Annotated in this window: 13 protein-coding genes and 1 pseudogene; 8 read left to right on the top strand and 6 right to left on the bottom strand. The window is 62.2% G+C overall.

Annotation, left to right across the window (positions count from 1 at the left end):
• Positions 1-127 precede the first annotated feature (127 nt).
• The gene (locus tag D1012_RS04835) at positions 128-1,936 is read right to left on the bottom strand and encodes a PHA/PHB synthase family protein (RefSeq protein ID WP_118150219.1); all 1,809 of its coding nucleotides are present in this window, start codon (positions 1,934-1,936) and stop codon (positions 128-130) included.
• Positions 1,937-2,320: 384 nt separating this feature from the next.
• Here D1012_RS04835 and D1012_RS23205 point away from each other — a divergent pair.
• The 3 genes and pseudogenes from D1012_RS23205 to D1012_RS04825 all read left to right on the top strand — a co-directional run.
• A pseudogene (locus tag D1012_RS23205) lies at positions 2,321-2,734 on the top strand (class I SAM-dependent methyltransferase); the annotation flags it as partial.
• Positions 2,735-3,073: 339 nt separating this feature from the next.
• Positions 3,074-5,785 (top strand): rhamnan synthesis F family protein, encoded by a 2,712-nt coding sequence (locus D1012_RS04830; RefSeq protein WP_233517031.1) that lies wholly within the window; start codon positions 3,074-3,076, stop codon positions 5,783-5,785.
• 42 nt (positions 5,786-5,827) lie between these two features.
• Entirely contained in the window at positions 5,828-6,745 is a 918-nt protein-coding gene (locus tag D1012_RS04825; RefSeq protein ID WP_118150217.1) for an NAD-dependent epimerase/dehydratase family protein, read from the top strand.
• A gap of 25 nt (positions 6,746-6,770) precedes the next feature.
• Here D1012_RS04825 and D1012_RS04820 read toward each other — a convergent pair whose 3' ends face one another.
• Together D1012_RS04820 and D1012_RS04815 are read right to left on the bottom strand one after the other, a co-directional pair.
• Entirely contained in the window at positions 6,771-7,763 is a 993-nt protein-coding gene (locus D1012_RS04820; protein WP_118150216.1) for an NAD(P)H-quinone oxidoreductase, read from the bottom strand.
• Positions 7,764-7,773: 10 nt separating this feature from the next.
• Positions 7,774-8,472 carry a COQ9 family protein gene (locus tag D1012_RS04815; RefSeq protein WP_118150215.1) on the bottom strand — a complete coding sequence of 233 codons (699 nt, stop codon included), beginning with the start codon at positions 8,470-8,472 and terminating at the stop codon, positions 7,774-7,776.
• A gap of 108 nt (positions 8,473-8,580) precedes the next feature.
• Between D1012_RS04815 and rpsU the strand changes: the two genes are divergently transcribed.
• Together rpsU and D1012_RS04805 are read left to right on the top strand one after the other, a co-directional pair.
• Positions 8,581-8,787 carry a 30S ribosomal protein S21 gene (rpsU, locus tag D1012_RS04810; protein WP_100196301.1) on the top strand — a complete coding sequence of 69 codons (207 nt, stop codon included), beginning with the start codon at positions 8,581-8,583 and terminating at the stop codon, positions 8,785-8,787.
• Positions 8,788-9,041: 254 nt separating this feature from the next.
• Positions 9,042-10,148: an NADH:flavin oxidoreductase gene (locus tag D1012_RS04805; RefSeq protein ID WP_118150214.1), complete on the top strand. Its 1,107-nt coding sequence runs from the start codon at positions 9,042-9,044 to the stop codon at positions 10,146-10,148.
• 35 nt (positions 10,149-10,183) lie between these two features.
• On the opposite strand, the gene D1012_RS04800 is transcribed toward D1012_RS04805, so the two are convergent.
• Positions 10,184-10,642, bottom strand: coding sequence for an Lrp/AsnC family transcriptional regulator (locus D1012_RS04800; protein ID WP_118150560.1), 459 nt, complete (start codon positions 10,640-10,642; stop codon positions 10,184-10,186).
• Between the two features lie 147 nt (positions 10,643-10,789).
• Here D1012_RS04800 and ald point away from each other — a divergent pair, with 147 nt between their 5' ends.
• Positions 10,790-11,908 carry an alanine dehydrogenase gene (ald, locus tag D1012_RS04795; RefSeq protein WP_118150213.1) on the top strand — a complete coding sequence of 373 codons (1,119 nt, stop codon included), beginning with the start codon at positions 10,790-10,792 and terminating at the stop codon, positions 11,906-11,908.
• Between the two features lie 39 nt (positions 11,909-11,947).
• Here the strand turns inward: ald and mscL are convergent, their stop codons facing one another.
• Positions 11,948-12,385, bottom strand: coding sequence for a large conductance mechanosensitive channel protein MscL (mscL, locus tag D1012_RS04790; protein WP_118150212.1), 438 nt, complete (start codon positions 12,383-12,385; stop codon positions 11,948-11,950).
• A gap of 152 nt (positions 12,386-12,537) precedes the next feature.
• Positions 12,538-13,119, bottom strand: coding sequence for a GNAT family N-acetyltransferase (locus tag D1012_RS04785; protein ID WP_118150211.1), 582 nt, complete (start codon positions 13,117-13,119; stop codon positions 12,538-12,540).
• Positions 13,120-13,189: 70 nt separating this feature from the next.
• Between D1012_RS04785 and D1012_RS04780 the strand changes: the two genes are divergently transcribed.
• Both D1012_RS04780 and D1012_RS04775 read left to right on the top strand, forming a co-directional pair.
• Positions 13,190-13,897, top strand: coding sequence for an AzlC family ABC transporter permease (locus D1012_RS04780; RefSeq protein ID WP_118150210.1), 708 nt, complete (start codon positions 13,190-13,192; stop codon positions 13,895-13,897).
• Positions 13,894-14,217 carry an AzlD domain-containing protein gene (locus D1012_RS04775; protein ID WP_118150209.1) on the top strand — a complete coding sequence of 108 codons (324 nt, stop codon included), beginning with the start codon at positions 13,894-13,896 and terminating at the stop codon, positions 14,215-14,217. The genes D1012_RS04780 and D1012_RS04775 overlap by 4 nt, the downstream gene beginning before the upstream one ends.
• Positions 14,218-14,253 lie beyond the last annotated feature (36 nt).

Below are 14,253 nucleotides of genomic sequence, written 5' to 3'. Positions count from 1 at the left end.
CAGCCCTTCTGGCGGCGACATGGTCTTTTTGCGACAACCGCGCGCGGTCGGTTCTGAAATCGCCGCTGGACTGGCGCGGGCAAAGCCTCGTGATGGGCTGTCACCCTTTGCGGGTGAAAATATCAGGTCACAGTTGCAACACGTAGGCCCCCGGAGCGGTTGCCAGCGGGGGCAGGCCCTTGTCCGCGGCGCCCATCGACGGCGGCTCTGCAAGGCCACCGCCCATGGCAGTCAGCCAGTCTGCCCAACCGGGCCACCAAGACCCCGGCGTTGTCTTGGTTTGCGCCAGCCACGCATCCGGCCCGGTATACAGCGCGCCAGCGGGACGGTGTGCGATGCGGTAGTGCCGCCCCTTGTGCCCCGGCTCGCTGAGGATACCGCTGTTGTGCCCACCTTTGGTCAGCACAAAGGTCAGGTCACCATCGGTGAACAGCTTGGTCTTGTAGACCGACCGCCATGGCGCGATGTGGTCGCTTTCCGTACCGACGACGAACAACGGCACTGACAGATCCTTCAGCGCGATCACCCGGCCCTCGACCGCAAAGCGCCCGGCGGTCAGCCGGTTTTCCAGAAACAGCCCGCGCAGGTATTGCGAATGCATGGTGGCGGGCATCCGGGTGGTGTCGGACAGCCAGACCCCGATATCGGTCGGCACATCCTCACGCCCGAGAAAATAGCGCTGCACGGCGCGGGTCCAGATCAGGTCTTCGGCCCGGATCGTCGCAAAGGCGCGCGCCATCTGCGGGCGGTCAAGATAGCCCGGTTCCCACATCAGATCTTCCAGAAACGCGATCTGGCTTTCGTCAAGAAACAGCAGCAACTCGCCGGCTTCGGCGAAATCCACCTGCGCCGCCATCAGCGTGACCGAGGCAAACCGGTCATCAGCATCCCGTGCCATCGTCGCGGCCGCAATCGCCAGAATCGTGCCGCCAAGGCAATAGCCGACAGCATGCACGGGCGTCTCCGGCACGATTGCCGTCACGGCATCAAGGGCGGCCATCACGCCACGCTTGCGGTAATCTTCGAGCGACAGGTCGCGCTGATCGCCGGTCGGATTGCACCACGAGATCATGAAAACCGTAAATCCCTGCCCGACAAGATAGCGCACCATCGAGTTTTCCGGCGACAGGTCCAGAATGTAGTATTTCATGATCCATGCCGGGACGATCAGGATCGGTCTGGCCTGCACCTGCGGCGTCTGTGGCGCGTATTGGATCAGCTCGAACAGATCGTTGCGAAACACCACCTGCCCCGGCGTGCAGGCCAGATCGGTGCCGATCTGAAACCCTTCGGGTGCCGGATCGCGCTGCCCGGTCAGGGTTTTTATCGCATCATGCACAAAATGCGACGCGCCCTCTGTCAGATTGCGGCCCCCGGTCTTGCGGGTCTCGGCCAGAATCTCGGGGTTGAGCAGGGGCGCATTCGACGGTGACAACACGTCGAGGGTCTGGCGCGCCAGAAACCGGGTACGCTCGGCATCTTCGGGATGCAGACCGCGCATGGGTTCGGTGGCATGGTCCCACCAGTCCTGTACCGCAAGAAACCCCTGCTGCCACCACAGGAAGGGGGGAGTCTGCCAACCCGGATGATCAAAGCGGTGATCATAGGGTTTCGGTGCAAAGGGCGGCGGACCGTCGGGACGGGTCCACAGTGACATCACCTGCATCATGTTGCGCTGCGCCTGCCCCGCCAACTCCATCTGTCGGCCCGGCGCGCGGGCCAGATGCTGCGCCCAGTCGCTCCACGCTTCGACAAAAGCATGGGTGGCCACCCCGCCACTCAGCCGCGCGACGACTGCGCGGGTGGTCCGGTCAAAGGTCTGAAGTGGTTCCTCGGGAGGAAGTTCCGGGGCAGCTTTAGGCGGGATCACCACAGGTAGATCAGTGACGACAGGCGGGGTGGCAGGGATCTGCGGCTTTTTTCTGCTTCGGGTCATCTGGCCTTGCTCCTCATGCGTGCGGATTGGCGTCAGGACTTGCGTGATCTTATAGCATGCGGCGGCCCTCCACTTTGTTCCATGTCATCTGGCACCCCATCGCCCCGATGCCCCCACAGCACCAACAGGCCGGATTTTGCCGATTGGGCATATGGTGGCTGTCAGGCTGCCACAGCTTTCGCTCAAAGCCGGTTGCCAAGACCTTGCCCCCGCCTTACAGGGGCAGCGATGCCATACCGGGCGGTGCAGGCTGCCGCTTTTGCGCTCCACAGAGCCTGCATTTTAGGCGGCGACAGTCTGCGGGATAGTGTACACCTGACGTGCATTGCGAGCCGGTGGCAAAGTGTTTAGGTTTTCGCGTTTGGGTTGAGATTGCATTGGTGAATGATGACGAAGACGATTTTCCTTGGGCACGAGATTTCCCGTCCGTCCTACATCCCGATGACTGCCTGGCTGCGCCATGGTCCGTTCGCAATGTGGCTGGTCCCTGCGGCGCGGCCGGGCAAGATTGTCGAACTGGGGTCTCACTACGGATATTCCTATTTTGCCTTTTGTCAGGCCGTAAAAGAATCGGGATTGCCCACCCGCTGCATCGCCGTTGACACCTGGCAGGGCGACGAACATGCCGGGCGCTATGGCGAAGAGGTGTTCGACACCGTTCAAAAGCAAAACCGGCCTTATGCCGGGTTCAGCACCCTGCTGCGCAAGACCTTTGCCGAGGCGCTTGATGATGTCGAAGATGGCTCTGTCGACATTCTGCACCTTGATGGCCGACACTTTTATGATGACATCAAGGAAGACTACGAAAGCTGGCTGCCCAAGCTGGCCGACAGTGCCGTGGTGCTGTTTCACGATACCGAAGTACGCGAACGCGGCTTTGGGGTCTGGCAATACTGGGCAGAGCTGGAAAAAACAGACCCGTCGATCAACTTCTGGTATCAGCATGGTCTGGGCGTGCTGTTCAGAGGCGATGATCTGACGCCGGAAATGGCCGCGTTTCGCCGCATGACTCAGGATGAGGCGGGGCGCGATGCACTGGCTGCGCTGTTCTGGGCCGAAGGGCATGCGCTGGCGGGCGATCATACTCAGGCGGTTCTGGCGAGAAAGGCAGCAGAAGGACCAGCGGCTTTGTCCGACATGCTGGACGCTCTGAAAAGCGGCCAGCTGGTCCCAGAGAACCAGATCCGGCCGCTGGAACCGGGCGGGGCGGCGCTTGCCGCCTCTACGCTGGTTGCTACAGAGCGGGCACGTGCTGCAACAGAGCAGGCGCAAGCTGCAACGGAACACTCGGATGAAAAGTCGGCATGGCTGGAAACCCTTTCCAACGCGCTGTCGCATCATCAGGCGCAGCTTCAATCCGTGACAACCGAAAACCAGTTGCTGCGGGGCGAACTGGCCTATGCCCGTTCGCATGTGATGAAGGTCTGGAAAGACCGGCTGGCGTACCGGGTGCTGAATGGTTTGGCGTCAGGCTTTTTGCCGTTCAGCGAGCGAACGCGCATGCGCTTTGCCAAGAGCGCGCGCAAACGCGATCCCCGGCGTACCCTGATTGTGGCAGGGCAAACGACTGCGGCGGCAGAGATCCTGCCGGCCTCTTCCGGTGAGTTTCAGGTGATCCCCGGTCGCCGCACCCCTGATCCCGAGCGCCGGAATGTGCTGCTGGTCTCGCACGAGGCCAGTCGTACGGGCGCGCCGATTCTGGTGCAGAACGTCGCGCGCGTTCTGGCCGACCGCTACAACGTGACCATCCTGAGCACCCGCGGCGGCGACATCCTCGATGCCTTTCTGGATGTGTCGGTCGATGTGGTGATCACCGGACGCAATCCGCAACCCGGCAACAGCACCTGGCGGTTCACCGAACGGTTCCTCTCGGCAAAGCCGTTCGCGTTTGCGGTGGTGAACTCGATCGAATCCCGCCGCGTGCTTCCGATCCTGCACGGGCTGGGCATCACCAGTGTATCCCTGATCCATGAGTTTGCCTCGTTTTTTCCCGAGCCCGAGGTGGCGTACGGCGATTTGATGAAGCATGCCGATCAGGTTGTTTTCTCCAGCTCATTGACACTGAACGACGCGGCAGAGATGGCGTCGCTGGAGCTTGCGCCAAAAGTTCATGTCTTTCCGCAGGGAAAATGCGTCGTGCCCAAAAGCGGCGAGGCCCAGCACGCCGACTTGATCGAGCAAAATCGCCTGAAGACCTATTTGCGCCCTGATGGCAGCGAGGACGATTTCGTCGTTATTGGCGCTGGCCATGTGCAGCCGCGCAAAGGCGTCGATTTGTTTATCGAGGTGGCGCGTCAGGCCATCGCTGCAGCCAAAGGCCGAAAACTGCGTTTTGTCTGGATCGGTGAAGGCTTTTGCATCGAGAATTTTCCGGATTACTTCCTCGCGCTCCAGGATCAGCTGAAACGATCCGGCATGACTGATTTCGTGCACTTTGCGTCCCAGACGCCTGAGATCGAATATGCGTATGGGCTGGCGGATCTTTTGCTCTTGCCAAGCCGTCTTGATCCGCTTCCCAACGTTGCAATCGACGCCATGCTGGAAGGGCTTCCTGTCTTGTGCTTTGATGGCGCAACAGGGATTTCTGATGTGCTGCGCCAGGTGGCGCTGGATGAACGTTGTGTGGCCGATTATATCAACACCGCGGATATGAGCGGCAAACTGCTGGCACTTGCCAATTCACCCGAGCTGTACGCCGAGACTTCGGCCCGGATCAAATCGCACGCCAGTGTTGCGTTCAACCTCGACAGTTATGTTGAGCAGATCGAAGCTCTGGCGCTTTCGGTAAACTCGCGGAAATCGAATCTGGCTGAAGATATCGAGGCGATTGAAGCCGAGCCACAGTTTGATCCGGGTTATATGCTGCCTTTTGGCACAAAGTGGCAGACCTCCAAACTCGCGGCTGAGCGGTACCTTACGTTGTTTTCGGGTGGGATTGTTGCGCGCCGCGCAGAGCCCGGCTTTAACCCGCACATCTTTGCCCGCCATCTGCAAGCGACGCTTGGAAAGGCAATCAATGCTGACCCTTATGCCGAGTTCCTGCGGCAAGGGCGCCCTGACGGGCGATGGAGCCTGCCAGTGATCAGAGAAACAGGCAATGCGACGCTGACAGATGCAGCAAAGGCGCTGCGCTGCGCTTTGCATATTCACGCCTATTACGTCGATGAGCTTGAGAAGCTGCTGCAACATATTTTGGCAAATGCAACCCGGCCCACGCTGTATATCAGTGTTGTAGATCAGGGCGCAGAAGCCGAGGCACAACGGATTCTGGCGGATTATGAAGCCGATGTCATAATCCGGATCGTTCCGAATATTGGCCGCGACATCGGCCCCTTCCTCACTGCATTCGGTGCAGAGATGGTTAACAATTATGATATTGTCGGGCATGTTCACACCAAGAAAAGCCTGGCTCTATCAAATGATGATCTGGTCAAAGTGTGGACCAGATTCTTGTTTGAAAACGTGCTGGGCGGCGAAGCTGGCGGCGCCATGTTGGACCGGGCCTTGAATGCCTTTGCCTCTGATGACAAACTGGGAATCGTTTTTCCAGCCGATCCGAACCTGATCTACTGGTCGCGCAACAGGACTCATCTTTTGCGGCTGGCCGATCAGATGGACCTGGGGACGCTGCCCGACAACTTCGATTTCCCGGTGGGCACAATGTTCTGGATGCGCGCAGAAGCGCTGCGGCCGTTTGTTGATCTGAACCTTGGCTGGACGGATTACCCCAGTGAGCCGATCCCGATTGACGGCACCATGCTGCATGCACTTGAGCGGCTTTTCGGTATCGCCCCTGTCTTGCAAGGCCATCGTGCGGCAGTCACCTCTGTCACCGGCGTAACGCGATAGCTGCACGTTGCGGTTGATATGAAACGGACAGAAAGGCCCCAGATGCGCGCTTTGGTATTCGGAGGATGCGGGTTTATCGGATCGCATGTGGTTGATGCGCTGCTGGCAGCCGGTCACAGTGTGACGGTCTTTGACAAGGCGATGGAGCGCTATCGTGCGCCGCTGCCGGGTGTCGAGTACATGACCGGCGATTTCGCCGACAAGATGGCCTGGGCCGAGGCGCTGAGCGGCAAGGATGTGGTGTTCCATCTGATCAGCACGACCTTTCCCGGCACCGCCAACCTTGACCCAAAAGCAGATGTGACCGGAAATCTGATCGGTACGCTGAACCTGATCGAGGTCATGAACACGCTGGGCATCCGGCGTCTGGTGTATATGTCATCGGGCGGCACGGTGTACGGCCCTGCACCGGGGCACCCGATCCCCGAGGACTATCCGCTGAATCCGATCAATTCTTATGGCATCGTCAAGGTTGCGATCGAGCAGTACCTTGCGATGTACCGCATCAGTCACGGGCTGCAGCCGGTGGTGATCCGCGCGGCCAATCCGTTCGGCCCGCGTCAGGGCCATACCGGGGTACAGGGGGTGGTGGCCACCTTCATGCGGCGGCTGCAGACCGGCCAGCCGATCGAGATCTGGGGCGATGGCAAGGTGGTACGCGATTACCTGCATGTCGCCGATCTGGCCCAGCTTTGCCTTGCCGCAGCGGAAAGTGACCTGTGCGGCGCGGTCAATGCCGGGTCCGGGCAGGGCCGGTCGCTGCTGGATCTGATCGAGGCGCTGGCCCATGTGACCGGGCAAGAGATCGCCCCGGTGTTCAAACCGGGGCGCACCATCGACGTGCCCTATTCGGTGCTGGACATCACAAAGGCGCAGACCGTGCTGGGCTGGCAACCAGCCACGGAGTTCCGCGACGGATTGCGCAGCAGCTGGGACTGGATGCAGACCGCCAAGGCTTGACGGCCTTGGCGCAAGCCAGGGGCCGTCAGCCCCCAACCTTCAGCACGATCTTGCCGGTGTGGCCGGAGCTTTCCATCCGGGCATGGGCCTGCGCCGCCTGATCAAGCGGGAATTCGCTGTCCATCACCGGGGTGAAATGGCCCGCAGCGATCATCGGCCAGACATGGGTTTCCACCTGCCGTGCGATGCGGGCCTTGGCGGCATCGGATTGCGGGCGCAGGGTCGATCCTGTCAGCGTCAGACGGCGCATCATGAGTTCGGCAAAGTTCAGTTCGACCTTTGCGCCTTGCAGAAACGCGATCTGCACCAGACGGCCATCGTCAGCCAGCGTGCGGATATTGCGCGGCAGATACGCGCCGCCCACCATATCGAGGATCAGGTCGGCCCCGCCGATGGCCTTGACCTCGGCCGCCCAATCCTCGGTCTTGTAGTTAAAGGCGCGCTCGGCCCCCAGCGCCTCACAGGCGCGGGCCTTGTCATCGGTGCCTGCGGTGGTAAAGACCCGTGCGCCAAGGCTGCGGGCGATCTGGATGGCGGTTGTGCCGATGCCCGAGGCTCCGCCATGGACGAGGAACCGCTCGCCCCCGCGCAGCCCGCCACGCATCACCACATTTGACCAGACCGTAAAGCAGGTTTCCGGCAGGCACGCGGCTTCCTTCACCCCCATGCCGTCCGGCACCGGCAGCGCATGCTCCTCATGTGTGGTCACATATTCGGCATAGCCTCCGCCGGGCAACAGCGCGCAGACCTTGTCACCGATGCTCCAGCGGGTGACGTTGGGGCCGAGTTCAACGACAGTGCCCGACGCCTCAAGCCCCGGCAGCGGCGAGGCGCTGGCGGGGGGGGCGTAAAGACCCGCACGTTGCAGCGCATCGGGGCGGTTGACCCCGGCATAGGCCACGCGGATGACGATCTGGCCGTGGCCGGGCACCGGCACCGGGTGGGTCGCCGGTTTCAGCACCTCTGGCCCGCCGGGTTCAGAGATTTCAACGGCGCGCATGGTGTGGGACAGGGTCATGGGTGGCCTTTCAGCGGAATCGGTCCATCATCTTGCCCGGCAGATCATCGGGAATGTCAGGCTTGCGGATCTTTTCCATCAGTTTCATCGGCCCGGCAAGCAAAGCCTTTGAGATCGGGTTGTCACGCAGGGCGGCCTTGGCCTTTTCGATCTGCATGACATCTTCGATCCGGCGATCCAGAAACTCCCATGTGGCCTGATGAGCGGGGCTGTCATCCCCCAGCCAGAACAGCACGGTGGCGGAATAGACCGCCGACAGCGTGGCGCGTTTGGTGTACCAGTTGATATCGCGGCTGGTGTCGCCAAGCGCGTTCCAGATCGCATCGGAAGTGCCCCAGATCGCGCGGGCGCCGTCGGCCGTATGGGTCGGGAGGGCAAAGAGCGTGGTCCCACGGCGCACCGCCTCCTTATCCTCGACCAGTTCCAGCCGCAGGCGGATCGCAGTCGTGATGCGGTCACGGTAGCGCAGCGCCGCCAGATCGGTCGCGGCCAGCCGCTCCCGCATCAGCGCATCGCCGCGCCGGTGGTATGTCAGCGCCAGATCCACCCCGCCGCGCGGGAACAGCGACCGGGCCAGTGCCTCATGCACGCCTGATTCGGCAATTGCGGCGCGCAGGGTGGTTTCGGACCAGCCGTCAAACGGCACATGCAGCAATGCCGCGTCCAGCACACGATCTGCAGGTGTCGGGGTCGTGTTCTCGGTCGTCATGTCGTCATCCTTCCGTCATGGCGGTGGACAGGGGCTATCGGCTTTGTTATAGCGCAGCCTGCCTGCACAAACAGTGCAACTCTAACCTAGGAAGGTGGTGACAACCACATGCAGGTCAGCGTCCGTGACAACAACGTTGAGCAAGCCCTCCGGGCCCTCAAGAAAAAGCTCCAGCGCGAAGGCGTGTTCCGCGAAATGAAGCTCAAGCAACATTTCGAGAAACCCTCCGTCAAAAAAGCGCGCGAGCAAGCCGAAGCCGTTCGCCGTGCGCGCAAGCTTGCGCGCAAAAAGGCATTGCGCGAAGGCGGCGTTTAAGTCGTTCTTGGAATGCTGGGTGGAGGGTGTATCCCTCTGCCCCCCGATCAACCCCCGTCCGCAAGGCCGGGGGTTTTTCTTTGGCCAGGGTGCGGGCCCGTTTCTGCCGCCTGACCCGAGGCGCGGTGGCTTTGAACAGTGACGGATGTGAACAGTGAGTGTGCGGCTGGGCGCTTTGCTGCCGTGCTGCGTTTGGTTGAATCTGTGCGGCCCGTGCTTAGCTGCAGTGCAGCACAACTAAAGGATCCGTCCCTATGACGACTGATGCACTTTTCCGCCCGTTCACGCTCAAGGGCATGACCCTTGCCAACCGGATCGTGATGGCCCCGATGACCCGCGCGATGGCAGCGGATGGCATTCCCGGAGCCGCGCAGACCGAGTATTACCGCAAGCGTGCAGAAGGCGGGGTCGGGCTGATCCTGACCGAAGGCACTGTGATTGACCGCCCAGCATCACGCAATCTGCCCGGCATACCGTTCTTTCACGGCACCGAGGCGATGGAAGGCTGGACCGGAGTTGCGACATCCGTGCATGCAGCAGGTGGCAAGATTGCACCGCAGCTGTGGCACACCGGATCAACCCGCGCAGGCACGTGGGAGCCGGAGGCCGAAGTCGAAAGCCCGTCGGGCCTGCTGGACCCCGACACACCGCGCGGTAAGGCGATGACCGAAGAAGACATCGCCGATACGATTGCGGCCTTCGCCTCGGCCGCCAAAGACGCCAAGGCTGCCGGGTTTGACGCGGTAGAGCTGCACGGCGCGCATGGCTATCTGATCGACCAGTTCTTCTGGTCGGGCACCAACACGCGGGCCGACCGCTGGGGTGGGGCCACGATTGCCGAACGGTCACGGTTTGCAGCCGGGATCGTCAAGGCGGTGCGCGCAGCGCTTGGCCCCGATTTCCCGCTGATTTTGCGGGTCAGCCAATGGAAGCAGCAGGATTACACAGCGCGGCTGGCGACGACACCGGCGGAAATGACCGATTGGCTGTTGCCGCTGGTCGAGGCGGGCGTGGATATTCTGCACTGCTCGCAGCGCCGGTTCTGGCTGCCGGAGTTCCCCGAACTGGATGGCGAAGAGGGTCTGAACTTTGCCGGTTGGGCGAAAAAGCTGACCGGGGCGGCGACGATCAGCGTGGGTTCGGTCGGGCTGAATTCTGACTTTGGCGGCGCCTTCGCCGGGGAAGCGTCCGCAAACACCCCGCTGGACGGGCTGATCCGCCGGATGGAGCGCGATGAGTTCGACCTGATCGCCGTGGGCCGCGCGCTGATTTCCGATGCAAACTGGGTCCGCAAGGTGCGCGAAGACCGCACACAAGACATGACCGGGTTTGACGCCGCCGATCTGGCGGTTCTGGCCTGACACCTGTGGCGGCCCCGCTGCACGCGGGGCCGCCGCTACACCGCGATGGCGGTGGTTTTGACCACGGTGCGCAGCGCAAAAGACGACTGCATCTGCCGCACGCCGGGCAGGCGCGACAGGAACTGCCGGTGGATGCGGGCGAAATCCTCGGTATCTTCGGCCATGATCTTCAGCAGATAATCCGCCGTGCCCGCCATCAGATGACATTCCAGCAGGTCGGGCAGCCGCGCCACCTCACGCTCGAAGGCATCCAACAGGTCTTCGGCCTGGCTTTGCAGAGTGATCTCGACAAACACCGTCGTCAGCCGCCCGATCTTGCGGGTGTCGAGCAACGCGACGTAACCGGCGATATACCCCTCTTCCTCCAGCCGCTGGGTGCGGCGGTGACAGGCCGAGGGCGACAGGTTCACCCGCTCGGACAGATCGGCGTTGGTGATGCGGCCATCGCGCTGCAGCACGTTCAGAATACGGCGGTCGGTTGCGTCAAGGTCCATAGGAGTGGTGATTTCTTTCGCCAGACAGGTGTTCTGCATCATATTCTACGCAACCGGGCCCCTGTTGTCGCGGAAAATTCAAAGAAGTGACAGCGGATCGGCGCGACACTGAATGACATAAACCACAAAAACCAACAGGGACTCAGCATGAAAATCGGTTGCCCAAAGGAAATAAAGCCGCAGGAATTCCGCGTTGGCATGACGCCGGATGCGGTGCGTGACGCGGTGGCACATGGCCATTCGGTGCTGGTGGAAACCGGCGCGGGGGTGGGCGCGGGCTTTACGGATGACGACTACACCGCCGCCGGAGCGCAGATTGCGCCCGATGCCGAGACGGTGTTTGGCGAAAGCGGGATGATCGTCAAGGTCAAGGAACCACAGTCGGCAGAGCGCAAGCGGCTGCGTGAGGGGCAGGTGCTGTTCACCTATCTGCATCTGGCCCCCGACCCGGAGCAGACCCGCGATCTGCTGGAGTCGGGCGTGACGGCGATTGCCTATGAGACTGTGACAGACCGCGCGGGCGGCCTGCCGCTGCTGGCCCCGATGTCAGAGGTGGCGGGGCGGCTGGCCCCGCAGGTCGGGGCCTGGACGCTGCAAAAGGCCAATGGCGGGCGCGGTGTGCTGTTGGGCGGCGTGCCGGGCGTGCCACCGGCCAAGGTGGTGGTGATCGGCGGCGGCGTGGTCGGCACCCATGCAGCGCGGGTCGCGGCTGGCATGGGCGCGGATGTGCTGGTGCTCGACCGCTCGCTGACCCGGCTGCGCTATCTGGATGACGTGTTCGCCGGACAGTTCCGCAATGGCTATGCCAGCGGCGCGGCCACGGCGGCAGCAGTGGCCGAGGCAGATCTGGTGATCGGGGCGGTGCTGATCCCCGGAGCGGCAGCGCCAAAGCTGGTCAGCCGCGCACAACTGGCCACAATGAAGCCGGGGGCTGCGATTGTGGATGTGGCGATTGATCAGGGCGGTTGTTTCGAGACCAGCCGCGCCACAACGCACCAAGACCCGATCTATGATGTGGATGGCATCATCCACTATTGCGTCGCCAACATGCCCGGCGCGGTCGCCCGCACCTCGACGCAGGCGCTGGGGAATGCCACCCTGCCGTTTTTGCTGGCGCTGGCCGACAAGGGCTGGAAAGCCGCCTGCGCCGCTGACCCGCATCTGAAAGCCGGATTGAACACCCATGCCGGGCATCTGACCTACCGGGCGGTGGGTGAGGCGCTTGGCCTGACCTCGATCAGCGCGGATGAGGCGATGAAACTCTGATGCAAAAGGCCCCTGCCATCGCAGGGGCCTTTTCTGGCACTACGCGCTGCGTTGTTGCAGCGAGTCGCGGATTTCTTTCAGCACATCCAGCTCGGTCGGGCCGGGGGGGGCAGCAGCGGCCTCTTCGGCTTTTTCCTTGCGGACCACCTGCGCCTTGAGGCGGTTCACCGCCTTGACCAACAGGAAGACCACCCAGGCAATGATCAGGAAATTGATGATGGCCGTGATGAAAGACCCGTAAGCAAAGACCGGCACCCCAGCCTCGCGCGCGGCGGCAAGCGAGACCGGATCGGTGCCCGACAGGTCGATGTAGAGGTTCGAGAAATCGACACCGCCGGTGATCAGGCCGATGATCGGGTTGATCAGATCGGCCACCAGCGAGTTGACGATGGCGGTGAACGCCGCGCCGATGATAATACCCACCGCAAGGTCGACAACATTGCCTTTTGCGATAAAAGCCTTGAATTCATTAACCATTTCTACACATCCCCTGATGCCTTCCCCATTCACGCCATCTGCGCGCGGATTGGTTATGCCATAGCCGACGCGCGTTTCGCAGGGGGAAAAATCCGGCAGGCGTGACTTTACGGTGGCACCGGGGACCGATCTGCAACAGTCTCGCGCCACAGCTATGGCAGAGCGCGCACCATGGTCACAGCGCGGGAAAAGCCAAAGACATGGCGCAGCGGGCCAAGGGTTTCACTGCGCCAGGCGGAAAAACCAAGGCGCTCATACAGGGCACGGGCGCGGATGTTGGTGTCAATCACCTCCAGCCGGATGGCGGGGTAGCCGCGCGCAATGGCTTCGGCCATCAAGGCGGTAACCAGGGCGCTGCCGACGCCGTGGCCGCGCTGGTCGCGCGCCACACAGATCCCGTCGATCAGAAAGCGCTCGTTGTCGATGTCACTTTGCAACAGGCGCAGCAGACCGCCGCGCCACGCCGCGCCGACGCGGCCATAGATCGCCCGCAGATCTTCGGCCTCGCCGCCAACAAAACTGCCAAGGGGCGATTTGAAACCGGCGATGCCCAGCAGATCACCATTGTCCGACAAGGCGCAGATGCAGTGATCGGTGCGCAGAACGCGCAGCAGATAGGCGTGCGCGCGGCAATCTGGCCCCATCACACGGCCCAGCTTGCCGCCAAAGGCCTGCCAATACAGCTGTGCCGCCTGTGGTTTGAGAGTGTCGGGAAGGCCAAGCCTGATCTGCACCCTGTTTGCCCCTTTTCAGTCACACCCAAAATGCCTAAGCCGGGAGAGACGCCCGGTAAAGGCCAAAGCCATGAGACCAGTTCGATCCCCCTTTCTCCGCGGCTGTGTTGCCTCGGCCCCCTTTGTTATTGTGGTGGTTCCTTTCGGGCTGCTCTTTGGGGTGGTGGCGACAGAGGCGGGGCTGGATCTGTTGCAGGTGATGCTGTTTTCCTTCAGCGTTTTTGCCGGTGCCTCGCAATTTGCCGCCGTGCAGCTGATGCAGGATCAGGCCCCGGTGTTGGTGGTGCTGGCCACCTCGCTTGCGGTCAATCTGCGCATGGTGATGTATTCGGTGGCAATGACGCCGCATCTGGGAGCGGCCCCATTCAACATGCGGTTGCTGATGGCCTATTTTCTGGTCGATCAAAGCTTTGCCGCCAGCCAGGTGGAGTTTGAGCGCAGGCCGGATCAGCCATTGGCGGACAAGGTGGCGTTCTTTTTCGGAACGGTCACGCCGATTGCGCCGATGTGGTTTCTGGCAACACTTGCCGGGGCTGTGGTGGGCGAGGCTATCCCGCCCGAGTATGCGCTGGATTTTGCGGTTCCGATCACCTTTCTGGCAATCTGTGCCCCGATGCTGCGCAGCATTCCGCATGTGGTGGCGGCGGCGGTCTCGATTGGTGCGGCGCTGATGCTGACCGGCCTGCCCTATGGAACCGGGCTGTTGCTGGCCGCTGTGCTGGCGATGGCCGCGGGGGCCGGGGCCGAAGTGGCACTGATGCGGAGGCGCGGGGCATGAAGATTGATCCGACAACGTTCTGGATCGTCCTGCCGGTGCTGGGGATCGGCACCTATCTGATCCGGTTGTCCTTTCTCGGCCTGCTGGGCAATCGTCCGCTGCCCCCCGGATTGCGCCGGGCCCTGAGTTATACTGCAGTTGCGATTCTGCCGGGGCTGGTGGCCCCGGCGGTGCTGTGGCCCGCAGCCACAGGTGGCGAGACGGACCCGGCCCGGCTGGCGGCGGCCTGTGTCACGCTGGTTGTGGGACTGGTCACCCGCAGCGTGATCGGGGCCATCCTTGCCGGTGGCATCACCCTGTATGCGGTGTTGTGGCTGTAAAGCTTTCGGGAAAGGTCTGACCCTTTCCCGAAATGC

It is taken from the genome of Pseudotabrizicola alkalilacus, from assembly GCF_003443995.1.
Lineage (GTDB): Bacteria > Pseudomonadota > Alphaproteobacteria > Rhodobacterales > Rhodobacteraceae > Pseudotabrizicola > Pseudotabrizicola alkalilacus.
The sequence above is the reverse complement of the archived record's forward strand: the minus strand, read 5'-3'. Positions and strand labels throughout refer to the sequence as shown.